The organism is Massilia eurypsychrophila (assembly GCF_002760655.1).
Taxonomy (GTDB): domain Bacteria; phylum Pseudomonadota; class Gammaproteobacteria; order Burkholderiales; family Burkholderiaceae_D; genus JAFCUW01.
In genome coordinates, this window is the sequence record NZ_PDOC01000002.1 from 383,728 (window position 1) to 409,615 (window position 25,888).

At 61.5% G+C, this 25,888-nt stretch carries 28 protein-coding genes; 6 read left to right on the plus strand and 22 right to left on the minus strand.

The features are described from left to right. Positions 1-39: 39 nt before the first annotated feature. From grpE to CR105_RS04670, 5 genes are all read right to left on the minus strand, one after another. Entirely contained in the window at positions 40-579 is a 540-nt protein-coding gene (gene grpE / locus CR105_RS04650) for a nucleotide exchange factor GrpE (protein ID WP_099787455.1), read from the minus strand. 353 nt (positions 580-932) lie between these two features. Further along, positions 933-2,039: a ferrochelatase gene (gene hemH / locus CR105_RS04655; RefSeq protein WP_099787256.1), complete on the minus strand. Its 1,107-nt coding sequence runs from the start codon at positions 2,037-2,039 to the stop codon at positions 933-935. 250 nt (positions 2,040-2,289) lie between these two features. Beyond that, positions 2,290-3,957 (minus strand): DNA repair protein RecN, encoded by a 1,668-nt coding sequence (gene recN, locus CR105_RS04660; RefSeq protein WP_099787257.1) that lies wholly within the window; start codon positions 3,955-3,957, stop codon positions 2,290-2,292. A 33-nt stretch (positions 3,958-3,990) separates the two neighbouring features. Beyond that, on the minus strand, positions 3,991-4,893 hold the full coding sequence (locus CR105_RS04665) for an NAD kinase (protein ID WP_099787258.1): 903 nt from the start codon (positions 4,891-4,893) through the stop codon (positions 3,991-3,993). Positions 4,894-5,049: 156 nt separating this feature from the next. After that, positions 5,050-5,784 (minus strand): DUF3667 domain-containing protein, encoded by a 735-nt coding sequence (locus CR105_RS04670; protein WP_229413653.1) that lies wholly within the window; start codon positions 5,782-5,784, stop codon positions 5,050-5,052. Between the two features lie 239 nt (positions 5,785-6,023). On the opposite strand from CR105_RS04670, the gene CR105_RS04675 reads away from it, so the two are divergent. The 3 genes from CR105_RS04675 (at position 6,024) to gloA (ending at position 7,278) form a co-directional block, all read left to right on the plus strand. After that, a complete protein-coding gene (locus CR105_RS04675; RefSeq protein ID WP_099787260.1) occupies positions 6,024-6,329 on the plus strand; it encodes a hypothetical protein in 306 nt (101 codons plus the stop codon). A 28-nt stretch (positions 6,330-6,357) separates the two neighbouring features. Next, complete coding sequence (locus CR105_RS04680) at positions 6,358-6,789, plus strand: OsmC family protein (protein WP_099787261.1); 432 nt, start codon at positions 6,358-6,360, stop codon at positions 6,787-6,789. 72 nt (positions 6,790-6,861) lie between these two features. After that, positions 6,862-7,278 carry a lactoylglutathione lyase gene (gene gloA / locus CR105_RS04685; protein WP_099787262.1) on the plus strand — a complete coding sequence of 139 codons (417 nt, stop codon included), beginning with the start codon at positions 6,862-6,864 and terminating at the stop codon, positions 7,276-7,278. A 101-nt stretch (positions 7,279-7,379) separates the two neighbouring features. Here gloA and CR105_RS04690 read toward each other — a convergent pair whose 3' ends face one another. The 14 genes from CR105_RS04690 to CR105_RS04755 form a co-directional block, all read right to left on the minus strand. Continuing rightward, on the minus strand, positions 7,380-8,741 hold the full coding sequence (locus CR105_RS04690) for a TolC family outer membrane protein (RefSeq protein WP_099787263.1): 1,362 nt from the start codon (positions 8,739-8,741) through the stop codon (positions 7,380-7,382). Positions 8,742-8,785: 44 nt separating this feature from the next. Then, a complete protein-coding gene (locus tag CR105_RS04695) occupies positions 8,786-9,109 on the minus strand; it encodes a rhodanese-like domain-containing protein (protein WP_099787264.1) in 324 nt (107 codons plus the stop codon). Between the two features lie 12 nt (positions 9,110-9,121). Next, entirely contained in the window at positions 9,122-9,775 is a 654-nt protein-coding gene (locus tag CR105_RS04700) for a protein-L-isoaspartate O-methyltransferase family protein (protein ID WP_099787265.1), read from the minus strand. A gap of 173 nt (positions 9,776-9,948) precedes the next feature. Continuing rightward, positions 9,949-10,599: a TetR/AcrR family transcriptional regulator gene (locus CR105_RS04705; protein ID WP_099787266.1), complete on the minus strand. Its 651-nt coding sequence runs from the start codon at positions 10,597-10,599 to the stop codon at positions 9,949-9,951. A 16-nt stretch (positions 10,600-10,615) separates the two neighbouring features. Then, positions 10,616-10,855 carry a hypothetical protein gene (locus CR105_RS29445; RefSeq protein WP_370660671.1) on the minus strand — a complete coding sequence of 80 codons (240 nt, stop codon included), beginning with the start codon at positions 10,853-10,855 and terminating at the stop codon, positions 10,616-10,618. Positions 10,856-10,884: 29 nt separating this feature from the next. Beyond that, the gene (locus CR105_RS29450) at positions 10,885-11,136 is read right to left on the minus strand and encodes a hypothetical protein (RefSeq protein ID WP_370660668.1); all 252 of its coding nucleotides are present in this window, start codon (positions 11,134-11,136) and stop codon (positions 10,885-10,887) included. Next, positions 11,123-12,004 carry a class I SAM-dependent methyltransferase gene (locus CR105_RS04715; protein WP_099787267.1) on the minus strand — a complete coding sequence of 294 codons (882 nt, stop codon included), beginning with the start codon at positions 12,002-12,004 and terminating at the stop codon, positions 11,123-11,125. Before CR105_RS04715 ends, CR105_RS29450 begins: the two co-directional genes overlap by 14 nt. 52 nt (positions 12,005-12,056) lie before the next feature. Then, positions 12,057-12,914, minus strand: coding sequence for a universal stress protein (locus CR105_RS04720; RefSeq protein ID WP_099787268.1), 858 nt, complete (start codon positions 12,912-12,914; stop codon positions 12,057-12,059). Positions 12,915-12,925: 11 nt separating this feature from the next. Continuing rightward, positions 12,926-14,407: a SulP family inorganic anion transporter gene (locus CR105_RS04725; protein WP_099787269.1), complete on the minus strand. Its 1,482-nt coding sequence runs from the start codon at positions 14,405-14,407 to the stop codon at positions 12,926-12,928. A 337-nt stretch (positions 14,408-14,744) separates the two neighbouring features. After that, on the minus strand, positions 14,745-15,317 hold the full coding sequence (locus CR105_RS04730) for an NUDIX hydrolase (RefSeq protein ID WP_099787270.1): 573 nt from the start codon (positions 15,315-15,317) through the stop codon (positions 14,745-14,747). 799 nt (positions 15,318-16,116) lie between these two features. After that, positions 16,117-17,394, minus strand: coding sequence for a hypothetical protein (locus tag CR105_RS04740; RefSeq protein ID WP_099787271.1), 1,278 nt, complete (start codon positions 17,392-17,394; stop codon positions 16,117-16,119). Beyond that, on the minus strand, positions 17,391-18,167 hold the full coding sequence (locus CR105_RS04745; protein ID WP_370660669.1) for an outer membrane lipoprotein-sorting protein: 777 nt from the start codon (positions 18,165-18,167) through the stop codon (positions 17,391-17,393). The genes CR105_RS04740 and CR105_RS04745 overlap by 4 nt, the downstream gene beginning before the upstream one ends. 7 nt (positions 18,168-18,174) lie before the next feature. After that, the gene (locus CR105_RS04750; protein ID WP_099787272.1) at positions 18,175-19,557 is read right to left on the minus strand and encodes an ABC transporter permease; all 1,383 of its coding nucleotides are present in this window, start codon (positions 19,555-19,557) and stop codon (positions 18,175-18,177) included. Then, positions 19,554-20,261: an ABC transporter ATP-binding protein gene (locus tag CR105_RS04755; RefSeq protein ID WP_099787273.1), complete on the minus strand. Its 708-nt coding sequence runs from the start codon at positions 20,259-20,261 to the stop codon at positions 19,554-19,556. The genes CR105_RS04750 and CR105_RS04755 overlap by 4 nt, the downstream gene beginning before the upstream one ends. Positions 20,262-20,477: 216 nt before the next feature. On the opposite strand from CR105_RS04755, the gene CR105_RS04760 reads away from it, so the two are divergent. Next, positions 20,478-20,765, plus strand: a complete 288-nt coding sequence (locus CR105_RS04760; RefSeq protein WP_099787274.1) for a YkgJ family cysteine cluster protein — start codon at positions 20,478-20,480, stop codon at positions 20,763-20,765. Positions 20,766-20,784: 19 nt separating this feature from the next. Here the strand turns inward: CR105_RS04760 and CR105_RS04765 are convergent, their stop codons facing one another. Next, the gene (locus CR105_RS04765) at positions 20,785-21,006 is read right to left on the minus strand and encodes a hypothetical protein (protein ID WP_229413630.1); all 222 of its coding nucleotides are present in this window, start codon (positions 21,004-21,006) and stop codon (positions 20,785-20,787) included. A gap of 177 nt (positions 21,007-21,183) precedes the next feature. Here CR105_RS04765 and CR105_RS04770 point away from each other — a divergent pair, with 177 nt between their 5' ends. Together CR105_RS04770 and recQ are read left to right on the plus strand one after the other, a co-directional pair. Next, the gene (locus CR105_RS04770) at positions 21,184-22,017 is read left to right on the plus strand and encodes an undecaprenyl-diphosphate phosphatase (RefSeq protein ID WP_099787275.1); all 834 of its coding nucleotides are present in this window, start codon (positions 21,184-21,186) and stop codon (positions 22,015-22,017) included. Between the two features lie 4 nt (positions 22,018-22,021). After that, the gene (gene recQ, locus CR105_RS04775; RefSeq protein ID WP_099787276.1) at positions 22,022-23,842 is read left to right on the plus strand and encodes a DNA helicase RecQ; all 1,821 of its coding nucleotides are present in this window, start codon (positions 22,022-22,024) and stop codon (positions 23,840-23,842) included. 42 nt (positions 23,843-23,884) lie between these two features. On the opposite strand, the gene CR105_RS04780 is transcribed toward recQ, so the two are convergent. Together CR105_RS04780 and CR105_RS04785 are read right to left on the minus strand one after the other, a co-directional pair. Further along, a complete protein-coding gene (locus CR105_RS04780; RefSeq protein WP_099787277.1) occupies positions 23,885-24,631 on the minus strand; it encodes a LytR/AlgR family response regulator transcription factor in 747 nt (248 codons plus the stop codon). Continuing rightward, a complete protein-coding gene (locus CR105_RS04785; RefSeq protein WP_099787278.1) occupies positions 24,628-25,839 on the minus strand; it encodes a sensor histidine kinase in 1,212 nt (403 codons plus the stop codon). Before CR105_RS04785 ends, CR105_RS04780 begins: the two co-directional genes overlap by 4 nt. Positions 25,840-25,888: the final 49 nt, after the last annotated feature.

Sequence of the window (25,888 nt, forward strand, 5' to 3'; positions counted from 1 at the left end):
TGCGCGCTTTCAAGAGCTTGCGCCGCAGCACCGCTGTCTTTATTTTGCTTGCGCTGCCGTGACGATCGCCGGGCGCAACAGCCGGTCGGCGATCATGTAGCCCTTTTGCAGCACGCTGACGACCGTATTGGCTTCCTGGTCGGCCGGCACGACTGCCACTGCCTGGTGTTTCATCGGGTCGAGCTTGTCGCCCTGCGCCGGCATCACTTCGACCAGGCGGTTCTTCTCGAATGCCGAGGTCATCTGCTTGAGCGTCATCTCGACGCCTTCCTTGAGCGACTCGACCGACGGCGTATCGACCTTCAGCGCCATTTCCAGGCTGTCGCGCACCGGCAGCATTGCTTCTGCGAAACTTTCGACGGCAAACTTATGTGCCTTGCTGACGTCTTCCTGGGCGCGGCGGCGGATGTTTTCGGTTTCTGCCTTGGCGCGCATGAATGCATCGTGCATTTCGGCGAGCTTCGCTTCGGTCGCACTCAGCTGCTGCTCGAGGTCGTTTTCTGCCGGCATGGCCGACACCTGTACAGTTTCGCCATCGTTCAAAGGCTGGGGCACTTCTTGCTTTTCTTGGTCTTGCATCGAAAACACTCCTAAAAACAATAACTTAGCGATTGGCCAATGTGTCTGTATCACCACACTGCGCCCCAGATGGGGCTATACCCGACATTTTCAAGGGGAATAGCGCGCGGCCTCGACAGTTCTGCCAATGTAACTGTTGTTACAACTTTTACCGGTTGAGGGATTCAAAAAAACGCCGGGCGCACTACTATGAATTCGCAAGGCAATGCCCGCGATTGCGCGCCGGCCCCCTTTGCCCGGGAGTTCCTCATGAAGCTGCGATTGATTTCGGCAACGGTAGTCGCTTATGCGATCGGCACCATCGCGTTGATCTGCTACGCCGAGCTGGCGCTGCCCTAACGCGTCTTTTAGCGTCAGTTTGCGCCGAGCGCCACTGCGTGCTCGCGGCCAACCTCAGCATCCTTTTTTTCGGCGTCGCGCTGGGCGGCCGTCATCATGGTCGGCCAGCCGATCAGGTGCTGCTCGGCGATCTCGGCCAGGCCGGCGATCCACGCCGGATCTTCGTTCAGGCACGGGATGTAGTGGAATTGCTTGCCGCCGGCGGCGAGGAAATCGTGCTTCGCTTCCATCGCGATCTCTTCCAGCGTCTCGAGGCAGTCGCTGGTGAAGCCCGGGCAAATCACATCGACCCGCTCGAGGCCGTCGCGCGCGAGCTGCTGCAAGGTCGGCGCCGTGTACGGCTGCAGCCACTCGGCCTTGCCAAAGCGCGACTGGAACGTCACCAAATATTGATCGGGCTGCAGGCGCAACTTGGCCGCCAGCAGGCGCGCCGTCTTGTAGCACTCGCAGTGGTACGGGTCGCCCAGCAACAGGGTGCGCTTGGGCACGCCGTGAAAACTCATCACCAGCTTCTGGCCGCGGCCGTTCGTTTCCCAGAACGCCAGCACGCTGTCGTGGAGCGCCTCGATGTAGCTGTCGTGGTCGTGGTAATGCTTGACCATGCGCAGCTCGGGAATGTTGCGCGCCTTGCCGAAGTAGGCGAACACGGCGTCGAAGATGGACGCTGTGGTGGTTCCGGAATATTGCGGGTAGGCAGGCAGGATGACGATGCGCTCGCAATGTTCGGCCTTGAGCTTGTCGAGCACTTCAGGCAGCGACGGCGAGCCGTAGCGCATCGCCATCACCACGCGCAGCGCGTCGTGGCCGCGTTCGCCGAGGGCGCCGCGCAGCAGCATCGCCTGCTTTTGCGTGTGCACCTTCAGCGGCGAGCCGTCGCGCGTCCAGATGCTGCGGTATTTCGCGGCCGACTTTCCCGACCGAAACGGCAGGATGATCAGGTTGAGGATGAACCACCAGACCGCGCGCGGGATTTCCACCACGCGCGGATCCGACAGGAACTCCTTCAGGTAGCGTCGAACGGCGCCGCGGGTAGGCTCATCCGGCGTGCCAAGATTGACGAGCACGACTGCGCTGCGCGCCACGGTGCCGTGGGTGAAGGGAGGTTCTTTACGGAAAGACATGAGTGAAATTCTGAATTAGCGGCAAGGCCGCTATTATAGTTTTTCCACCCGATGCAAAATACATATTTTTTCCACCCCCGGGGTCAGTGCCGGCAATCGCACACGAGCTCGACCGAATTCATACCTCCGGGGTCAATGCCGGCAATCGAACACAAACTCGACCGAACTAGCACTGAAGAGCCCGTGTACGATTGCCGGCACTGACCCCGCGGGAGTGAAGAGCCTATCCAGCGCGCTTGAGCGCTGGCGGTCAGACGCCGGCGAGCAGCTCGCGGGCGTGCTTGCGGGTCGTCGCGGTGATCTCGAGTCCGCCAAGCATGCGCGCCACTTCTTCCACGCGCGCCTTGTTGTCGAGAACGTCGATGTGGGAGACGGTCTTGCCGGCGTCGGTCGTGCCTTTGGCGACCTGGAAATGCTGGTTGGCCTGGCTGGCCACCTGCGGCAAGTGGGTCACGCACAGCACCTGGCGCTCTTGCCCCAGCCGCTTGAGCAGCCGGCCGACCACTTCGGCCACCGCGCCGCCAATGCCGCTGTCGACCTCGTCGAAGATCAAGGTCGGCGTGGTCGTGGCGTTCGACGTGATGACGGAAATGGCCAGCGCGATGCGCGCCAGCTCGCCACCCGACGCGACCTTGGCCAGCGGCCGCGGCGCCACGCCGGCGTGGCCGGCGACCAGGAACTCGACCTGCTCGAGACCGTTTGAACTCGGCTCGCTCGAGTTCAGGCCGACCGCGAAGCTGCCGCCCGTCATGTTCAGTTCCTGCATGGCCGCCGTCACCTGGATGCCCAGCTGCCTGGCCGCCGCCGCCCGAATCTTCGACAGCCTGGCCGCCGCGGCCATGTAACGCGTCTCGACCAGCTGCTCCTGCTTGCGCAAGCCGTCCATGTCGCTGGCGTCGGCCAGCTGCCGCAGCTTTTCCGCCAGCGCGGCGTGTTCGGCCGGCAAATCTTCCGGCGCCACGCGGTAGTTGCGCGCCGCGCCGTGCAGCGCTTCGAGGCGCGCGTCGACCTGGCGCAGCCGCTCCGGATCGAGCTCGACCTTGTCAAGGTAATCGTTGAGCGCGTACACCGCTTCCTGCAACTGGATGCGGGCCGGCTCCATGCAATCGAGCACGCCTTGCAGGCCGGCATCGACATCGACCAGCTTGCCCAGCTTGGCGTTCAGCGACGACAGCTGCGACAGGATCGGGTGGTCCGATTCGGAAATGGCGGCGAGCGCTTCCTGCGCCCCTTCGAGCAGGCTGGCGGCGTGCGACAGGCGGCTGTGTTCGTTGCTGACCTCGGTCCACTCGCCCGGCTTGACCGCCAGCTTGTCGAGTTCGCCCACCTGCCATTCAAGGCGCTCGCGCTCGATCAGCACGTTCTTGGCGTCATGCTCGAATTCCTCGCGCTGGCGCACCAGCGCGCGCCACTGCTTGTGGGCGGCGGCAACTTCCTGCGCGATCGAGGCAGCGCCAGCATCTTTGAAGCCGGCCTGGTTGTCGAGCAACGCGCGCTGGGCGTCGCCCTTGAGCAGCGACTGGTGCGCGTGCTGGCCGTGGATGTCGACCAGCATGTCGCCGAGGTCGCGCAGCTGGGTGGCGGTGGCGGCGATGCCGTTGATGTAGGCCTTCGAGCGGCCGGCGTTGTCGATCACCCGGCGCAGCAGCGCGCCGCCGTCGTCGATGGCAAATTCGTTGTGCGCCAGCCAGGCGGCGGCCGCTTCGCTGACGGTGAAATCGGCCGTGATGTCGGCCTTGGCGGCGCCCTCGCGCACCACCGACGCATCGCCGCGCCCGCCGAGCGCGAGCTGCAGCGCGTCGATCAGGATCGACTTGCCGGCGCCGGTCTCGCCGGTGAAAACTGAAAAGCCGCTGGCGAACTCGAGTTCGATGGCGTCGACGATCACGAAATCGCGAATGGTAAGTGTACGCAGCATGTATGAGGTAATGTGTGTTGGTCGGGCGGCGCGCTACTTGAGCTTGCCCTCGCCCGACGGATATTCGTTCCAGTGCAGCTTTTCGCGCAGCGTGTCGTAGTAGCTCCAGCCTTCCGGATGCAGGAAGGTGATGCAGTTCGGCGAGCGCGAAATGATGATCTGGTCGCCGTGCACCAGGCTGGCGAACGTTTGCATGTCGAAATTGACGCTGACGTCGCGCCCGCTGACGATCTCGATGACGATCTCGCTCGAATCGGGCACCACGATCGGCCGGTTCGACAATGCGTGCGGCGCGATCGGCACCAGCACGGTGCCCGACAAGCTGGGATGAAGCAGTGGCCCGCCGGCCGACAGCGCGTACGCGGTCGAGCCGGTCGGCGTCGAGATGATCAGGCCGTCCGAGCGCTGGTTGTACATGAAGCGGCCGTCGACGGTGACTTTGAGCTCGACCATGCCGGCGCCGGCGCCGCGCGCCACCACCACGTCGTTGACCGCCAGGCCGCAGGTGATCATGGCGCCGCCGCGCATCACGCGCCCTTCGAGCAAGGTGCGCCGTTCGGCGTCGGACTTGCCGTTGAGGATGTCGTCGAGCACCGGGATCATGCGCTCGCTCGGGATGTCGGTCATGAAGCCAAGCCGGCCCAGGTTGATGCCGATCAGCGGCACCGTGTACGGCGCCAGCTGGCGCGCGATGCCAAGCATGGTGCCGTCGCCGCCCATGACGATCGCCGCGCTGGCCGTCTCGCCAATCTGCGCCACGCTCATCGCCTCGATGCCGGGCATGCGCAGGTGCGCCGCGGTCTCGGCCTCGAACACGACACGGTAGCCGGCGCCTTGCAAGTGGTCGATCACGCCGCCGACCGGCTTTTCGATGCCGGCCGTGTTGGGCCGGACCACGAGCGCGATGGTTTTTTGCGGTGCTGGCGTAACGGGCATGAAGGTCTCGGCAGTTGTAAGGGCGACACGCAGCAGATTAACCCAAAAGGGCGACTCTGGTATACGCGGCATGGCGCACTCGTGCGCCGCGGGCACTGTATGCATCCACAGTATAGAGGCCGGCGCCGCTTTTCGGCAAGGCGGCGCGGCGGATCGTCAGAAAACCACGGATGCGGCAAACAGCGTGCCGGTAATCACCGCCGCGGCAGTGATCACATAGATAGACATCAGTACTGCCCAGCGCACGCCGGTGGCGAGCTTGCGGCCGCCATACACGCGCTGCATCGCCACCGGCAGGTAGGCCAGCAGCCACAGCATCAGCGCAGTGTTCAGCCACGTCCATGGCACCGACTGGATCAGCCCCAGCATCAGGAAAGCGAATGCGTTGCTGTGCAGCGCGAACAGCATGTGTTCGCCGTAATGGCGTCCCGAGCCAAGGTACAGCAGCTTCAGGTACAGCGCGAACACCGGCATCAGCAGGAACATTACATACGGCACGTAGGAGAAGAAGATCGACTTGAACAGCCCGATCGACTGTGACTTCGGCATGGCGGCAATCTGATGCACTCTCGCTTCCCATGCCGGGTTGATGGTGCCGAGGTTGGTCGTCACGCGTACCTTGCCCGGCTCGCTCGCGGTCGTCGTCTGGCTGGCGAGCGCGTCTTTTTCGATCAGCTGGTGCGGGCCAAACTTGAGCAAGGCGAAAAACAGGATGCTGAAGGTCAGATAGATGCGCAGCGGCTGCACGTAGCGGGCGCGGCGGCCGGCAATGTACTCGGTTGTCAGCCTGCCCGGGCGAAACAGCAGCAGCGCGAGCGACTGCCACAGCTTGCCCTCGAGCGCGATGTAGTGGCCGATGAATTCGTGCAGGAATTCGCGCGCGCTGGCCACGTGCAACGTTGTCCCCTGCCCGCAGGCAGCGCAGAAGTTGCCGCTGACGATAGCGCCGCAATTGTGGCAATTAGCGCCTTCGGAAAGATGTGGTTTCAAAACGCCGGTTCCTTAAAAATCACGCACCGCAACATAGTAAATCATTCCATTGCAAAAATGCATTATTGCCCACTTTCAAGGGCGCGACTTCATTTCCGGCCAGGCGTTAGGATTGCAGCAACAGATGACAGGAGAAGCACATGGACAGCAAATTACGCGAGAAGCACGTCGACACGACCAAGAAAATTGAGAACGACGGCGGCAAGCGCATGCCGCACGAACGCGACGAGTCGCCCGATGGACAAGACGCGGAGCCACGCGGCGTGATAAAGCAGGCCGCGTCCGACCTGGCGCAAGGCCTGGTCGACACCGACCTGCGCGGCACGCCAGGCATCGACCAGGTGGTACCGAAAAGCGGCGCTTCCGGCCAGGCCAAGCCGCAGCCGGACGCCGCCGACGGCATGCGCCTGACCACGCCGGTGCGCGGCAAAGACAACGAACAATAGTTTTAATGACCAACCAGGAGTCCACAACATGACCATCAAGAAAAGCGGTAGTGCAATCTGGAGCGGCGGCATCAAGGACGGTATCGGCAGCGTGTCGACCGAAAGCGGCGTGCTCGACAAGGCACCGTACGGCTTCAACGCGCGCTTCGAAGGCGGCAAGGGCAGCAATCCCGAGGAACTGATCGCCGCCGCCCACGCCAGTTGCTTCACGATGGCGGTGTCCGGCACCTTGGGCGAAGCGGGCATGACGGCCAAGCAGATGAACACGACGGCGACCGTGTCGCTGGAAAAGGTCGAAGGCGGCTTTGCGATCACTGCGGTCCACCTGAACCTGGTGGCGCAGATTCCTGGCGCCAACGAAGAAGCATTCCAGGCTGCCGCGCTGAAGGCAAAGCAGAACTGCCCGGTGTCGAAACTGTTCAACGCCACCATCACGCTCGACGCCAAGCTCGAAGGCTAGGCGCGATTAAGCACAAACGTGGCGGAGCGCATAAAATCATGCCTTCCAGATTACAACTGAAGGGCTATTTCGATGCGCATCCTCCACACCATGTTACGGGTCGGCGACCTGCAGCGCTCGATCGATTTCTACACCAAGGTGCTTGGCATGAAACTGCTGCGCACCAGCGACAATCCTGAGTATAAGTACACGCTGGCGTTCGTCGGCTACGGCAACAATCCCGAGCACGCGGAGCTGGAGCTGACGTACAACTACGGTGTCGACAAGTATGAGATGGGGACGGCGTACGGCCACATCGCCATTTCGGCCGACGATATTGTCGCCGCCTGCGAATCGGCGCGCGCGAATGGCGGCAATGTCACGCGCGAGCCGGGCCCGGTCAAGGGCGGCAGCACGGTGATCGCATTCGTGACCGATCCCGATGGCTACAAGGTCGAGCTCATCGAGCGCAAGAACGGCGAGCGCGGCGCAGGGCTGGACGCCGGCTAGACCGCACACAACCGTCGTCCTCGCGAACGCGGGATGACGGTCGGCTTGTGCTTCGGCTTCGGCTTCGGCGACGAGATTGCATCGTCACCCAGCCGAGCCGATTACTTCACCAGCAGATTATTTACCGGCACCAGATCTTCTTCGCGCAGCGAACCCGACGCTGCCTTCAGGCGCAGGCCATTCATGATCGTGTCATAACGCGCGCGCGACAAATCGCGGCGGGTCGAATACAACTGGCGCTGTGCATTGAGCACGTCGATATTGATCCGCACGCCCACCTGATAGCCGAGCTTGTTCGAATCGAGCGCAGACTGGCTCGACACTTCCGCCGCTTCCAGCGCCCGCACCTGGGCCAGGCCGCTGTTTACGCCCAGATACGATTGGCGCGCGAGCTGAGCCGCATTGCGGCGCGTCGATTCCAGGTCGTTACGGGCCTTGTCTTCCAGTGCGATCGATTCGCGTACCCGGCTCGTCACGGCGAAGCCGTTGAAGATAGGAATTGCCCACTGCACGCCGATGGCATTGTCGCTGCGCGTACCCGATCCGCCCGTCACCTGCCCGCTGGTCTTGACGCGGCTTGAACTGGCCACCAGGTCGAGCGTCGGCAAGTGTCCCGCACGGTTGCGCTGAATGTCGCGCTTGGCCAGCTCGAGCGACAGTTGCGACACCTGCACGCCATAGTTCTGGTTCTCGGCCGATGTCACCCACGGGTCGATCAGTGCCGGCTGCGGCGATGCCAGCGCAACGCCCGGCTTCAACGGCGCCAGCGCGGCCGGCGCAGTGCCGATGATCGCCTGCAGCGCGCTCTTCTTGTTTTCCAGGTCGTTCAGTGCCGCAAATTCCTGCGCCACGACCAGGTCATACGCCGCCTGTGCTTCGTGCGTATCGGTAATGGTCTGCGTGCCGACCTCGAAATTGCGCTTGGCCGACGCCAGCTGCTCGGTGGTCGCGCTCTTTTGCGCCCGTGTCGACTCCAGCGTATCTTGCGCAGCCAGCACGTCGAAGTACGCTTGAGAAACGCGCGTGATCAAGTCCTGTTGCGCCTGCGCGAACTGCGCTTCGGTAACGGCTTGCTGCAGCTTGCTCTGCTCGTAAGTCTGCCAGCGGTCCCAGCGAAACAGCGGCTGCGACAGCGCCAAGGTCATCTGGTTGCTGTTGACCGGCACACCGGTGCGGCCGACCACCGTGGTCACGCCGGTAGGCGACGTGATGGTGTTGCCTTCGTTGAACGGAGAGAACGTGTTGTCGTTGCGCGCGAAGCTGCCGGTCAGGCCGACCGACGGCAGCAGCGCTGCTCGCCCTTGCGGAACCCGTTCGCGACCTGCCGCCAGCGATGCACGCGCGCTGGCGTACACGGCATCGTTCGCCAGCGCCTGCTGGTAGACCTGGATCAGGTCGGCCGCCTGGGCGTTCAGCGAAACAAAAGCGCTGGCAATCAGCGCGGCGATCAGGGGTTTCTGCATTGCTTTCTCCGTTGGAGTCATCGAAAAGTTAATAAAAAAGTCGCTCAGTACTTCGGCATCGCACTGTCGACCTGCGCAGCCCAGGCGTGGACACCGCCCGTCAAATTGGTAATTTTCTCAAACCCGTTGCGCTCGAGGAAGGCCGCGACCGACATGCTGCGCGCGCCGTGATGGCAGATGCAGACGATCTCGGCATCCTCATCGAGCTCCTCGATGCGCGCCGGAATCGTGTTCATCGGAATATGCGTCGAGCCGTCGATATGGCCCAGCGCGTATTCCCAGTTCTCGCGCACGTCCAGCAGCAGCGGGCGCGGCCGTGCGGGATCGGCCAGCCAGGCAGCCAGTTCGGGGGCGGTCATCTGTTGCATCGCGCGCTCCGCTTAAAACGTGAAGTTCGAAGACGCCACCGCCCCCGACAGGTACTTGACGTTGGTCTCGAACACTTTGGTCGTTTCGAACGCCGTTTCCGACACGCGCGTAACGATATTGCACGACATTACCGGCGCGCGGCCGACCAGCGCGGCGATCCGTCCGCCAACCTTGACTTGCTTGAGGAACGCGTCCGGCAGCACTTCCAGGCCGCCCGAGATGACGATGACGTCGAACGGCGCGCCCTGCGTCCAGCCCTGCGCGCCATTGCCCAGCGCAACGGTGACGTTGGTGATGCCGGCCTTGGCCAGGTTTGTTTCCGCCATCGTCTTCAGTTCCGGCAGGATTTCCACGGTCGTCACGTGGCGCGCCTTGTGCGCCAGCAGTGCCGCCATGTAGCCCGAGCCGGCGCCGATTTCCAGCACCGTCTCGTGTTTTTTCAGTTGCAGTTCCTGCAGCAGGCGCGCTTCGAGCTTCGGCGTAAACATCGATTCACCTGCGCCGAGCGGGATTTCGGTGTCGACGAAGGCCAGGCTCTTGTAGTCGGCCGGGACGAAATCTTCGCGCTTGACGATCAGCAGCAGATCAAGCACGTCCTGGTCCAGCACGTTCCACGGGCGGATCTGCTGTTCAATCATGTTAAAACGGGCTTGTTCAATATTCATGTAAGACTCGGTGAGTAAAAATAATAATCCGATATTTTATCGTTGAACGGCCTCAATCAGGACATCTTAACGACATGGCTGCTCAGATCGCGTGAAATTGCGACAGTCTGCAGTTTGGAGGGGTTGAACGAACATTAACGCCGACATGGCGGATTTGCCACGTCGGCCGAGCTTCACGCCGGCGGCGCCGGCGGCAGCAGCAGGCCGTGCAGCGCCATGTCGAGGAAGGCATCGAGGAAGGCGATCGGGTCGAGCTGGCTCTTCTCGCACGGGCCAACGGAATGCTTCCAGGTCATCAGCATCATCATCGGGGCGATCAATACCTGCGTCACGGTGGTGACGTCCATCGGGCGGAACTCGCCGCGCGCGACGGCGCGGTTGAGCATGCTGGCGATCATGTTGGTGCCGCGCGTGATCACTTCGTCCTGGTAAAAGCACGCAATGTCGGGGAAGTTTCCTGCTTCGGCCATGATCAGCTTCGAGATGCCGGACGCCTCGCTCTCGCCCATCATCTGCCACCACTCGATGATTACCTTGCGCAGCAGGTCGGCGCTGTGGCCGTCGAAACCGGCGATGATTTCCTCGGCGGCGCCGATGACGGGCACGATGTTGTCCCGCACCACCGCCTTGAAGAGCTCTTCCTTGTTGGTGAAATACAGGTACAAGGTGCCCTTCGACACACCGGCGCGCTTGGCGACATCCTCAAGCCGGGTGGAGGCAAAACCTCGTTCGACGAACAGGTCGAGCGCAGCGGCAAGCAACTCCTGGGGGCGTGCATCCTTGCGGCGCTCCCAGCGGGGCTTGATATCATCGAGGGGGTGCATGCTTCTGTCCGGTAACTTACTTCTGAGTCATTAATATAGACCCGTGTTGTTTGCCAGTCAAGGGCGGCTGGTGTTTCCCTCCTCTAACGGGCAGGTGGGCAAGGGCTGCATAAAAGCTCGTCATTGGGCGCGGACTATCCTTGTCGTCGTGATGCATGCGGTTGATTAGTCCATAACGCATCTCGCCCTTATAGCCAACACGTTCGGGAATACCGGCAAGCCAGGGAATCAAGGCGAACTTGAGTGTGTTGGGCAGTACGTAAGCTGTTTGGTAGGCGCGGTGCTTTAGTAGCTTCGAAAATTTTCGGCGCTACGCCTTTGCAAGGCACCGTGCTTGAACGGTGTTTCGATGAAGGTGTCGACCTCGGCGATGGCGCGCCAGACCGGCGCCACCCAGGTGGGTGCTAGGACATCGATCGGTCGTTGCGGATCCTGCTGCTTTAGTGCGCTCAGCAAGGGCTGCCCCATGACCGCATCACCGATCCAGTTCGGAGAAATTACCAAAGTGCGCAGTTCAGAACTGTTAGTTCGCGTCATTGTTTTTCGCTTGATGCTTGCGCTCGTCCGAAGTGGAAAGGATGGCGTACATGTTGTCGCTCAGTGGATTTCGATCAAGCATGGTCATGCGTGAGACGAAGAGCGCCGCCTTGTTAGCCATCGCAGAAAGCGTGACCGGCGTGAAGTAATTGACGTGGTCTGGCCACCGGAATCCACACCAGCGCGGCCCGCGCAGCATGCGATTGAAACAGTCATAGTTGGGGACCTTGACGACAACGCTGCCACCATGCTTCAGGCGTAAGCGGCATTGTTCAAGTACCTGCAGCGGATTGGTTTCGTGCTCCAGGTAGGAAGCCATCACGATAAGGTCGAAGTAGCCCCGTTCAAACTGGGTGATACCCTCCAGGGAAGGAGCATGGATGCATCGCCCCCCCCGGGCCATGAGTTTAGTATCGGAGATGCGCGACAGCTCCTGTGAAATTTCAATGCCATGAGGGACGCAACGTTCTTTAAGTGCCTGCGGCATCGAATCGAACATCTCGTCCAGCAGCGAGCCCCAGCCGCACCCTACATCGAGTACATTGATGCGTTTCGACGAGGACTGGGCAACCAAGCTTTGGACGATGGCAAGTATCTTGTTTCGCTTCAGCACCTGGCTACGAAAGCGCTTCAAGCCTGCACTGAAGGCATACCTCAGCGGCTCAGCTGCCCTTCTTGCTTCTGTTTCCTTTTCAAACGTAAGCTCATAGGCGAACTCTTGATTCAATTCCGCATACGCCGGCGGATTGGCAAGAAAGACGATGCCAGTTTGTTGGCATTGTTTCAGTCGCCAAGGGGCCGGCGCAAATGGCAAGTCGATTTCCTCCCCTTGCTGCGTTAAGAGCGGGGAATGCCTGGTAGGTTTCATTTACATCTCCTGCGGCTGGGCTGTGCCGTCAACCACAGTTCGGGATCATGGGTTAGCGCAGCAGGAGTACTGGAATCGGTGACGTACGGATGACAGCCGTAGTGGTACTGCCCACCAGCAGTTGACGAATCCGCGAATGGCCATACGCACCCATCACAATAAGATCAACCTTCTGGGCCACGGCATAGCCAGGCAAAATTTTGTCGGCGTCTCCTTCAATTAGAGCCGTGCTTGTCATCAGGCCCTCTTTCTCGAGAATAGCCCGGGCCCATCGAAGTTGAGCGACGGCCGCTGGGCTATCGGCGCCAGCCATGACGACATGAATTTCGAGGCTCGTGAACAGGGCGCTGCCTGCCAGCCACTCGACGCCTTTTCTTGTAGTCATGCTGCCATCGAACGCAAGCATGACTCGCGCGGGGACCGTAAACGTGGTGGGAACTACCAGTAGAGGCTTGTGCAATGCCCGGACAGCACGTTCCAGGTTAGTGCCAAGGTGGGCCGGCGCTCGCTCCCCCTCCTCACCGCGCTTTCCTACGACGAATAGACTAGTTTCGTTCTGCAGCTCTGTCAGATTCTCGATCAGTTCGCCATGTCGCTGGCGCAGCAGCGGTTCTGCAATGCCGCTCTCACGAGCGCGCTGTTTGGCCGCGGCTAACAGCAAGCGCCCCCGTTCCAGGTCGATTGTGGCACGTCGTTCGTCAAGCGCCGCAAGGTCGTTGAGCAAGTTCTCCTGAGCGCCCAGCCCAATACTGCCGCTAAGATCGAGCCGTTGCGCTGCCTCGGGATGGTGATCGAGCACATGGAGAAATTCTAGTTGCAGTTTGAGCCGGATTGCGACCCACGAGGCGTAGTCGCACACGCTGCTGCTGAAACGTGAATGGTCCAGGCACGCCAATATCTTTTCGGTCATTGTCATCTTCCTCAATGCTTCATTAGTTGTTCGAGCGCGTCTGGCTTATCGTGGACGCCAAACCGATCGACGAGTGTTGTGCTGGCCTCGTTTAAGCCGAGAATGTCCACTCGCGTGCCTTCACGCTTGAATTTGAGTACGACCTTGTCGAGTGCGCTCACGGCGGTTATATCCCAGAAGTGGGACTGGGAAACGTCGATTTCCACATGCTCGATTGCCTCGCGGAAGTCGAAGGCCGCATTGAACTGGTCGGCTGATGCAAAGAAGACCTGGCCGATGACCGTGTAGCGCCGGCTACGCCCATCGTTGGCTGACGTCGAATTGATTGCAAGCAGCCGGCCAACCTTGGTCGCGAAGAACAAGGCGCTCAGGAGCACACCAACAAACACGCCCTTGGCAAGATCATGAGTAGCCACTACCACGAAAACGGTGGCAAGCATGACGACACTGGAACTCTTGGGGTGGGTACGCAAGTTGCGTAGTGACTCCCAACTGAAAATGCCAATAGAAACCATGATCATCACGGCGACGAGCGCCGCCATCGGAATAATCTTTACCCACGGCGACAGGAAGACAACCATGATCAGCAAAACGACGCCTGAAGTAAGAGTCGATAGCCTGCCCCGCCCGCCTGACTTCACGTTGATGACCGACTGGCCGATCATTGCGCACCCGGCCATACCACCGAGAAAACCGGATGCGATATTGGCTACACCCTGGCCGATACTTTCTTTGTTCTTGTCGCTGCTCGTGTCTGTCAGTTCGTCGACGATCGTTGCTGTCATCATCGACTCGAGCAGACCGACGATGGCTAACGTCACCGCATAGGGGAAGATAATGCGCAGTGTTTCGACATTCAACGGAACGTCTGGAAAGAGGAAAATGGGAAGGCTGTCAGGCAGCTGCCCCATATCGCCGACCGTTCGAATATTCAAGCCGAACACGGTAGCCAGTGCGGTCAATACAACGATACAAACCAAGGGTGACGGAATGGTCCTGTTCACATATGGGAACAGGTAGATGATGGCGAGCCCGCCGGCGACCATCGCATACACAGTCCAGGGCATGTTCGTCAGTTCAGGTAGCTGTGCGAGGAGAATCAAAATGGCGAGGGCGTTGACGAAACCTGTGACGACGGAACGGGACACGAACCGCATCAACGAGGCCAGCTTGACGAATCCGGCCAGAATCTGCAGCACGCCGGTCAGTAGGGTTGCTGCCAAAAGATACTGAAGGCCATGTTCCTTGACGAGCGTAACCATGAGGAGTGCCATTGCACCCGTAGCCGCAGAAATCATCCCCGGCCGCCCGCCCGCAAATGCGATGACGACGGCGATGCAGAATGAAGCGTACAGTCCGACTTTGGGATCGACGCCCGCAATGATGGAAAATGCGATCGCCTCAGGAATGAGCGCGAGTGCGACGACGATGCCGGCGAGGATATCGCCGCGGATGTTCGAGAACCAGGCGTGACGTATTGTTGTTAACTTCATAGAACCCTGACGTATATAGATGTAGTCAAAAGCTGGGCGACAAGGCACAGCCGAGGATCGGAAAAGGCAAGCGTGAAACGACACAGGCGAGGGGAATTGCACATTGAATGCAACCGCACGCACAAAGTCGTTAGATGAACTTAGTCCGAAGCAAAGGTAAAGAGCAAGATGTGTCGCAGCGATACCGTCATCGATACCTCAGCTGGGAGGTATTGGATCGGTGACCAGTATGCGGAAGGCTCCGCGTGCGATTAGATGACTACATCGGTAGATGGTTTGGGGGTGCAGGGACTGACTGTTGATTTCGTTCGGAGTATAGCAGCGTTAATGGGCAGCGTCAAAAAGGCGCGTTAGCAAGCGGCGCGACTGTGACGTTTGGACCGAGCGGCCGCCCCATAAGTTCCCGCGCAATGTAATGCAGCAGCCAGGTTTCGCGTTCAACCGAAAGGCCCATCGTCGCGGGTCTGTTGAAGAGTATCTGCTCATTGTGTTGAATGGCGGTGGCGATGTCGATCCACACGGGCACCATGCCGTTGGCGACCTCGTAGTTCTCGGGCGCAGTTTTACCGAGCGCCGTAGCCGCGTCACACAAGTAGCAATGCGAACGCATGAAGAGCACATCGTAGCCTGCCTTTCTTGGAGGCCTGTGCTCGTCGATGTACCCGACAAATCGCCCTATCGACACATCGTGGGCGCCGGTCTCTTCGCCCAGTTCGCGCCGCAGCGCTTCCTCGATTGATTCGTTCGCATCCACGCCGCCACCCGGCAGGCTGTAGTCGTCATACCGACGAGTGTAGAGAAGCAGGACCTCGCGGCCCGACAGAACGATAGCCCGAGCGGCTTGCCGTTCAAGTACTTGGCCCTGACCTGGAACTACTTCAGGGTGTATGAAAGTTTGTAACAGCGGCATCTTATAACTTGGACCGAAATCGAGTGAGAGTTGAGTTGAGGTTTTGGGGTTATCCGGTGAGAAAGCTATCCAGCTCCACTGTACGACAATTGAGTTCGGTAAGTGCTACAAAATTGCTACGGCGGCGTCAGCCGAACACCGCGCCAGATTGCGCACTTCGGAGGCAACTATGCCAAACCGCGTCCTTGCTCGCTCGCGAGAACCGCCTCCAGCGGCGCGTTCAGCGCCAGCATATTGGCCTGGGCGGCGTCGAGGGCGCCCCGCCTTCGATCAAGCCTCGACAGAAATCAAAGGCATCCTTACGATTTCAAAGGAGAAGTTTGAGCCCTCGCGCGAGTGTAAGCCGCCCCGCCTATAGCGTTTTCGAAGCCAACGATCGAAGTTCGGCGTATCTGGGCAGCAAGTCCTGATCCACTATGCGGATTCGATTTCATTGGCGATCTTCACATGCTCAGGATTCTCAAAAGAGCCCATCCGTGACGCTAACGACGATCGGCGAAACTTGAGGAAGTCAGCTAGCCAAGGTAAGGCATACGCTGGCGGCCGCAGCCTCGATCCCGCCCTCGGTCGGAATCGCCATTTCAGATTATATTATTACCGGACGTCTGAAATGGCGCGTATTGCAGTCTGTTTCAGAATTTAGCCCTAACCAAAACGCGACGTCCCGCAGCTAAGTTCTTGTTTTCTGAAGGCGTACGTTTCAGATTATATTAAGACGTAACATGGGCCGAAGCCGCTTTCTCTCCGCGCACAAGTGCTTGGGTTCCCGCCTCTCCCCCATGGATCATTGCGCTGCAAATCAGAAGTAGTAGCGCACCAGCACCTGCAACGAACGCCGCTGCGGATACGCCCCAAACTCGCTGGCCGGCGTGCCCTGCTGCTGCTGCCACTGCACCGCCAGGTCAGTACGCTTCCAGTGATAGCGCGCCTCGATCCAGCCAAGCCGGCTGCTGTCGTCGATGTTTTGCCGCAGCATCGCGTTGAAGTCGAGGTTGCTCATCAGCCCGTCCTGCCAGCTGGCATACGCAAACACCGACTTTTTGCTGACCATTTCCAGGCGGTTCTGCACCCACAGCCGGTAGGCAAGCCGATCCATCGGCAGCAGCGCATCCCAGCTGTCCTTGGCGAGCGCGTCGCCGTTGTAGTGGTATTCCAGGGTCAGCGACAATTTGTTCGGCGCGTTGTACGTACCGCCAGCGGCCATGCGCGAGCGGAACGACGAATCCTGCGGCCGGCGCGTCGCCTGCCCCAGCTGCGAGTCCGACTTCCCGCCCGAATATTCGAAGTAGACGACCCCAGCCTGCCCGACGACCGACGTCAGGTTCACCCCAAGCTGGGGCGATTGCGCGCCTTCCTTGAACAGCAATACTTGCGGCGTGAAATTGCCGCCGATGCGCTGGCTGTAGGCGACCAGCCAGCGGTCGTCGAAGTTGGTGGCGCCAAAGTCGAGGTTGAACGGGCCATCTTTCGCCTCGCTTTCGATCTTGGGAGCAAACAGCGCCGTCAGCGATCCGTCTTCCCACACGCGCTGGCCGCGCAGCATGACGCTGCCTTGCCGGCGCGTCTTCAGGCTGGCCGGGTCGATCGCGACGATCGATCGATTGGCGCCGGTGCGGAAATAATCGGTCGGGTTGTAGCCGAGGGCAACGCCGTAGCGCGCGTTGACGCGGCCCATGTCGACGGCCAGGCCGTCGTCCGGCTGCCAGCTGAGGTACGCTTCCTTGACGGTGTTGAGCGAGGTGCTCTCGCCCGGCTGCGGCTGGCGCCGCAAGTCGAGCTGGTCGGCAAACAGCACGCGCCAACCCTTGCCCAGGGTTTTGTCGACCGTCAGATCGAGCGACAAGCGCTGCCCATTGACGCGCTCGCCGTTGCGCAGCACCGAGTTGGTGGTGGCGATCTCGCTCGACAGGTGCCAGTCGCGCGTGGCCACCGTCTCGGCCGGCGCCTTGTCGGCCAGCGTCAGCGCCGACAAGTCATCCGGCTCAGCCGGCTTTTGCTGCGCCGCCGCGGGATTATTGACCAGCGCCAGGGCGGCAGCCAGCGTCGCGGCGAGGCGATGGGAGTTCGATATTTTCATTCTGGTTTGAACCGAGGTAAGTAGTCACGCTGCAACCAGGCCTCTGGAACTTCGCGCCAGGCCCAGTCCGAATAGCGCATCACAGTGACCCACTTCGGGTCCAGGCCGTCGATGATGACGGTCTCAGTGGGGCGTTCCGTCCCCAGCTGTTTTTCATACTTGCGGTAATACGCCGTCTTCAGCAGTCGCCCGCTTTCGGCGTAGAACTTGCCCTTGATCGGACGCTTGTTGGCGGTGTCGACCCACAGCTCGATCTTGTGATACGTCACGTCCGGCGTCGAGGCAGCCAGCGCCAGCTTGTAGCTCTTGCGCGTCTGCCGGTCGCCGTCCTGCACATCCTCTTGCGCGTCGAGCTTGGCGCGGTAATCCTTGGCCAGGTTGACGGTGACGACGTCGCCGTTGGCCGCCTGCCCGAGCAATCGCTGCTGCGGCGACATGCGGATGCTGGCCTTGCTCGACGGATCGAAAAACCACAGGTCGTTGCCGGTCTTGAGCATCAGCTTGTTGACGTCGCGCGCCGGCGCAATGAAGCGCACCAGGTTGCGGTACTGGCCGCCGCTCGGTTCGGACTTGGCATAAATCGACAGGCTCATCTCGCCGACCTGCTTGCCGTCGCGGAATTCGGTTAGGTTCGTCACCAGGCTGAATGGCTTGTCCGGATTGCGCACGGCGTCGCTGGCGGCCAGGATCTCCTGTGGATCGGGCGTCCCTTGCGCCATGCACGCGGCGCTCGCCAGCAACAGGCCCGACATCATCATTTTCGTTTTCAGCATAAGTTTCCTATACGTGACGCAGCGCATCGACGATGGCCAGCCTGGCGGCGCGGTTGGCCGGCCACCAAGCCGAAATCACGGCCACCACCATCAAACCGATCGAGCTGCCGATGACCAGGTGCGGGCTGCCCCACACCCGCACCATCAGCGGATATTCGTAGACGTAACCGGGCGGGGTCCAGGTGATGCCGCTGTGATTGATCAGGTAAGCGATCAGCAATGCCACCAGCACGCCCATCAGGGCGCCGATCGAGCCGAGCAGCACGCCTTCGCAGACGAACAGGCGCCGGATGCCGCTGCGGCGCAGGCCGATGGCGCGCAAGGTGCCGATCTCGGACGTGCGCTCGACGACCGCCATGCTCATCGTGTTACCGACGGTGAACAGCACGATCACGCCAATCAGCACGGAAATAAAGCCGAACACCGAATCGAAGAACTGCACCGTCTGCCCGTAGATCGGGCTCAGCGTCTCGTAATCCTGGATTTCAAGCGGCGCGCCCTTGAGCGACGACAGCAGCTGTTCGAGCCGCGCGCGCGCCGCCGGCATTTGCGCCGTGTGCTTGAGCTGCACCTGGATGGCCGTCACCTTCGGTGCAGTGTCGCCAAAGATCAAGCGCTGCGCCTGCGCCAAGTGCATGACCATGAAGATGTCGTCGAATTCCTTCAGCCCCTGGTTCTCGGCCTTGACGACATTGAGCGCCGTCACGTTCGGCACGCCATGGTCGCTGGCGGCCAGCATCTCGATGCGTGTTTCGCTGGCGGCCGGGGCGCTGGTGGCTTCCAGCGCCGACAGGGCCTGGATATCGTCCGGCGCCGACTTTGCGCCGGCCACGGTTTTGGGAGCGAACTCGCGGCAATTCGGCACCTTCAGCGGGCCGCACAGTTGCAGCGTGCGGGCCACCCCGGTGCCGATCACTGCCGCATCGGGACGGCTGCCGGTCAGCGCCAGCGGGTTCGAGTAGCTCACGCCGTAGTCGTCCCACAGCAGCATGGTGTTCTGCTCGTCGACGACGACACCGCCGGCGATAACGGTTTTTGACACGCCCGCGGCGAAATTGCCGGCGATGCCCCCCAGGCTCAGCTTCGGTGTCACCACTGCCAGCATGGGCTTGAGCACCGCATCATTCCTGACCACGTCGACAATGCGCTGGTAATCGGCGATGCCGTAGGCGGCCGGGTCGCCGCTACCGTAGAGAAAATAATCCTTGGCCTGGATCTGGAAGTGGCCGCTGCGCTGCACGTAGGCAGTCTGCATCGCAAAGATGACGTTGCCGCTGAATCCGCCGAACAGCAGGATCGCGTTCATGCCGATGATCATCGCGAGCAAGGTCGCCAGCGAGCGGCGCCGGTTTCGCAACAGGTTGCGCAGCGCGATCGAGAATGTCCTCATCGCTTCTCGGTCCCCGGCTCGTCGCGCCGCTGGATCGACGTGATGCGGCCGTCGCGCAGAAAGACGGCGTCGTCGGCCTCGGCGTGCACCTGCGGATCGTGCGAGGAGAAAACGAAGGACACATCATGGTCATGCTGCATCTTGCGCATCAGCGCGATGATGGCGGCGCCGGTGTGGCTGTCGAGGTTGGCGGTGGGCTCGTCGGCCAGCACCAGCATCGGCGCCGGCGCCAGGGCGCGCGCGATCGCCACGCGCTGGCGCTGTCCGCCGGACAACTGGCCGGGCCGGTTGTTGCCCTTGTCGGCCAGGCCAACCGCATCGAGCAACCCAAGCACCCGCTCGCGCCGCTGCTTGGCCGGCACGCCGGTGAGCAGCAGCGGATATTCGACATTCTCGTACGCGCTCAGCACCGGCAGCAAATTGAAGTTCTGGAAAATGAAGCCCAGATGGCGCGCGCGGAAGTCCGACAAGGCGTCGTCACTCAGCAGATGCACCGGCTGGTTGTCGACTATCACTTCGCCCTGGTCGGGGCGGTCGATGCAACCCATCAGGTTCAGCAAGGTGGTCTTGCCGCTGCCGGACGGGCCGGAGATGACGGTGAATCGCCGCGGCAAAATTTCAAGGTTGATATCGACGAGCGCAGGCACCTCGACCGAATCGAGGTGGTACACCTTGCCGACGTGCTTCAGAATGATCGAATGCATTGCTATTTCTTTGGCCTGCGAGTTGGAAAGATAAGCTTTTATTAATGCTTTTCAGCGAGAAAGCATTATAGCAATGCAACATCTGCCACACGGTTCAGGTAAGGAAAGAAAAGCGAACTGTTACCAATTAGCCCTCGGCGGGCGCGGGAAGATGCGGCAAGCCGGGTAAAATGTCGGTCTGTCCGGGGCTTTCCCGGCCGTGCACCCTACCGCCTGATGAACACTCCAGAAACTGCGCTCGCTTGCCGCACCGGTTGTGGCGCCTGCTGCATAGCACCTTCGATTACCAGTCCGATTCCCGGGATGCCCCATGGGAAGCCGGCCGGCGTGCGGTGCATTCAGCTTGGCGACGACAATCTGTGCCTCATCTTCGGCAAGCCGGAACGCCCTGCATTCTGTGGCGGGCTGCAACCATCGCAAGAGATGTGCGGACCGAGCCGCGAGCATGCGATGTTGTGGCTCGATACCCTGGAGCGGGCGACCGCGCCCATGCTGCGAGTCTGAATTAGATCCTGGAAGTCGTTCAATCCTCAGCGTCGTCGGGTGTGCCGGGCACGATGCCTGGGAACCTGGTGCGCTTGCGGCGTTTCTTCACCGTTTCGGATTGCTCCTGAGTGGCCTTGATGGCGGGCGGCGGCGCAATCGGCAGAGGAAAGCCGAGGAAGACCATGATCAGAAAAATGGGCAATAGCAAATAGAAAAGCGGCCTCTTCCAATTCAGCTTTTGTTTCATCATTGCTAACATGTGGGGAACTTGCGATTGTTTTCAAGTAGGCTGTTTTGCCGTTCGAGCTCCGCGGCGCCAAAACAACGCCATCATTGAGGCCGCCCCGCCGTCGCCAGCCGTGCTCGTGGTAAGCTTCGACCCCGCGTGGTGTGCCTGCCGAACTCCTGCATCCTTCAACCTATCAAACAACAATTCATGGACATATTTCTCGCCCTCAAAGCCATCATCATGGGCCTGGTGGAAGGTTTCACCGAGTTTCTGCCGATTTCGTCGACTGGACACCTGATTCTGGCGGCAAGCCTGCTCAATTTCACCGGCGAGAAAGTCAAGGTGTTCGAGATCGCCATCCAGGCCGGCGCCATGTTGTCCGTGATCTGGGAATTCCGCGTGCGAATCGGCGCCGTCTTTGCCGGCATCACCAGCGACCCGAAGCAGCAGAAATTCGTCGTCAACCTGATCGTCGCCTTCCTGCCGGCCGCCTTCCTCGGTCTTCTGTTCAGCAAAATGATCAAGCAGTATCTGTTCGCGCCGGTGCCGGTCGCGATGGCCTTCATCGTCGGCGGCCTGATCATTCTGTGGGTCGAGAACCGCAACCGCAATCGCCCGGAAAAGCCGCGCGTCGATTCGGTCGACGACATGACCCTGCTCGACGCCTTCAAGGTCGGCTGCGCGCAGGCGTTCGCGCTGATCCCCGGCACCAGCCGTTCGGGCGCCACCATCATCGGCGGCATGCTGTTTGGCCTGTCGCGCAAGGCGTCCACCGAATTCTCGTTCTTCCTCGCCATCCCCACGCTGCTGGGGGCCACCGTCTACTCGGTGTACAAGGAGCGCGCGCTGCTGTCGATCGCCGACCTGCCGCTGTTTGGCCTCGGCGGCCTGTCCGCCTTTATCTCCGCTTTCCTGTGCGTGCGCTGGCTGCTGCGCTATATCAGCACGCACGACTTCACCATCTTCGCCTGGTACCGCATTGTGTTCGGCATCGTCATCCTGGCGACCGCCCACTACGAGTGGGTGAAGTGGATCGACTGACATCATGAGTACCGACCTCGGCGCGCGCGCCCTCGAACAACTGGAGACCGTGTTCGGCTACCCGGCCTTCCGCGGACAGCAGGGCGACATCGTCGAACACGTCGCTGGCGGCGGCGACGCGCTGGTGCTGATGCCGACCGGCGGCGGCAAGTCGCTGTGCTACCAGATCCCTGCGCTGCTGCGCGACGGCGTCGGCGTGGTGGTCTCGCCGCTGATCGCGCTGATGCAGGACCAGGTCGACGCGCTGGCCGAAGTCGGCGTGCGCGCCGCCTTCCTCAACTCGACCCAGACGTATGAAGAGTCGATGCGCATCGAGCGCCTTGTGCGCACCGGCGAAATCGACCTGGTGTACGTCGCACCCGAGCGCCTGATGACGCCGCGTTGCCTGGAGCTGCTCGAAGCGTCGAAGATTGCGCTGTTCGCCATCGACGAGGCGCACTGCGTGTCGCAATGGGGCCACGACTTCCGGCCCGAATACATCAAGCTGTCGATCCTGCACGAGCGCTTCCCGTCGGTGCCGCGCATCGCGCTGACGGCCACCGCCGACCACCAGACGCGTGCCGAGATCGCGCTGCGCCTGCAGCTCGACGACGCGCGCCAGTTCGTCTCGTCGTTCGACCGTCCCAACATCCGCTACCAGATCGTCGAGAAGGCCAACGGCCGCAACCAGCTGCTCGAGTTCATCACCACCGAACATGGCGGCGACGCCGGCATCGTCTACTGCCTGTCGCGCAAGAAGGTCGAAGAGACCGCCGAATTCCTGAACCAGAACGGCATTCGCGCGCTGCCCTACCACGCCGGCATGGAGTACGAAAAGCGCAGTGCCAACCAGTCGCGCTTCCTGCGCGAGGAAAGCATCGTCATGGTCGCCACGATCGCCTTCGGCATGGGCATCGACAAGCCGGACGTGCGCTTCGTCTGCCACCTCGATCTGCCGAAAAGTATCGAAGGCTACTACCAGGAGACCGGCCGCGCCGGCCGCGATGGCCTGCCGGCCAGTGCCTGGATGGCGTACGGCTTGCAGGACGTGGTGCAGCAGCGCCGCATGATCGACGAGTCGCAGGCCGACGAAACCTTCAAGCGGGTGCTCGGCGTAAAACTCGACGCCATGCTGGGACTGTGCGAGACCCTCAGCTGCCGCCGCACGCGCCTGCTCGAATACTTCGGCGAGCGTTCGACGCCATGCGGCAATTGCGATACCTGCCTGATTCCGCCGGTGTCGTTCGACGGCACGGTGCCGGTGCAAAAGCTGCTGTCGGCGATCTACCGGGTCGACCAGCGCTTCGCTGCCGGCCACGTCATCGACGTGCTGCGCGGTGTGTCGTCCGAGCGCATCACCCAGTGGCATCACGATTCGCTGTCGGTGTATGGCATCGGCAGCGAGCGCACCGAAGCGGAGTGGCGCGCGATCCTGCGCCAGGCCATCGCCATCGGCCTGGTGACGGTCGACCACGAGGTCTACAGCTCGCTGAAACTTACCGACGCCGCGCGGCCGGTGCTCAAGGGCGGCCAGAAGGTGCAGCTGCGCCAGTACCAGAAGCCGGTCAAGCCGAAGCGCGCCACGTCGAGCTCCAAGAGTCACGTGGAACTGGACCTGTCGAAGTCGGAGCAGGAGATTTTCGAGAAGCTGCGCTGGTGGCGCGTCGAGACCGCGCGCGCGCACGGCGTGCCGGCGTACGTGATTTTTGTCGACGCCACGCTGCGCGAGATCGCCAAGGTCAAGCCGACGTCGCTGAACGATCTGCGCGGCGTGTCGGGTGTCGGCGAGAAGAAGCTGGTGTCGTACGGCGACGAGATTGTCGCGCTGATCAGCGAGATGCTGTAACGCGACGCACCCTCAGCATGGATAGACAACTCGCGTTAGCCTTCAATCCCTGAACAGATGCGCAAACGTGCGGCTCACCGGCAGCTTCTCGTCGCTACCGCGCAGCAGCACCTCGAGCCGCTCCGCGTCCACCCGTTCCGCCGCCACGATCGCATTCACGTTGACCATCGTGCCGCGGTGGATCTGCCAGAATCGCGCCGGATCGAGCCCGGACAGCAGATCCTTCAGCGGAATGCGCACCAGCGCTTCCGAATCAGCCAGCACCACCCGCGTGTACTTCGTATCGGACTGGAAGAACAGCACCTGGTCGACGTCGATGAGCCGTATCTGCTTGCCCACGCTCGCCTTGATCCACTTCATGTGCTCACGCGGCGCGCCCGGCAGCGCAGCCTTCAGGTGCCGCACAATGTCCGACAGGTCGGCCGGCCGCGCGCTGAGCTTTTCGCGTATGCGCCCCACGGCCTTGGCCAGCCGGTCCGCTTCCACCGGTTTAAGCAGATAGTCGACCGCACCGGCATCGAACGCATCGACCGCGTACTGGTCGTAAGCGGTGACGAAGACGATGTGCGCCAGCTTGCCGATCCGCTCGGCCACCTCGAGCCCGGACAGCCCCGGCATGCGGATATCGAGGAACACGATTTCTGGCTCATGTTCGAGAAAGCCATCCCACGCGTCGTTGCCGTTTTCCGCCACGAGCACCACCTGCGCTTCGGGCCACGACGTCTGAAGCATCGCCAGCAGGCGCTCGCGCATCAACGGCTCGTCTTCCGCTACCAGTACTCGCGTCATTTTGGTTCTCCGATCGGTACGATGATGTCGGCGATGGCGCCCTGCTCCGCTTCGCGCAACGTCAGGCTGGCGGCGGCGCCATAGGCCAGCTGCAGCCGGCGCCGCACATTCTCCAGGCCCATGCCGTCGCCCGGCTGCACACTGATGCCAACGCCGCTATCCTCGACCCGGATCCGCGCCACGCCGTTTTCCATCAGCGCGCTCACCGCCACCACGCCGCCACGCAGCGACGGCTCGATGCCATGCTTGATCGCGTTTTCCACCAGCGTCAGCACCAGCATGCCCGGCATCTTCAGCTGCGCCAGCGCGTCGGACAGCTCGAGCGTGAAGCGCAGCCGTTCACCGAGCCGCGCCTTCATAACCTTCAGGTAAGCCTCGACCAGCGCGAACTCCTGCCGCAGCGTGACTTGTTCACTGCGCATTTCGGCCAAGCTGGCGCGCAGGAAGGTGATCAGGTTGGCCGTCAGCTCGGCGGCGCGCGGCGCACCCTGCTGGGCCAGCTGCTGCACGGCGCCCAGGGTGTTGAAGAGGAAGTGCGGTTCGATCTGCGCCCGCAGCAGCAACAGCTGCGACTCGGACAGTTCGCGCGCCAGGCGCTCGCGCTCCGCCTCGTGCTGCAGCTGCGCCGTCAGCGTCGCGTACTGGCGGTTGCGCAGCGTGCCGACGATCACCAGCGGCAGCAGCACGATGAGTATGCCCAGTCCAAACCCATAGGCGTACGCGCCGGCGGGGATACCGCGCAAGATCTCGTCGACCGACCGTCCTGTAGCAAGGCCAAACACGACGACGACGACCAACCCGGTCACGATGCCAGTGGCGAGTCGAAGCATGGCCTTGCGCTTCTTGTCGACCAGCCAGCGGTAGTTGAACCAGGCCGCCATCGTCGCCCAAACGAGCGCGAATCCCAGCACGTTGGCCGTCACGACCCCTCTGACCCACCCGTAATCGGACAGCAGAAAATGCGCTGCGGTGCCGATCAGGGTAAACAGCAGCAGCAATTTGGCGATGGGCACCAGCAGGCGCGCACCGCGGTATTTGATCGAGAATTCACGCAGCTGATGGCGCTCGATCGGCGACAGCTCAGTCAGCTTTTTGTAGACCGCCTTGCGCCAGCCAGCCGGCAGCTGCTCGACCAGACTCGGGTCCTGCAGTACGTTAATCTGCTCGTCCTCCCACTGGCGGTACCAATTCAACACGCTGCGAAACATGGCAATCCTCCTCAGACCCGTAATGTAAAGCACACACGCAGTCTAAGGA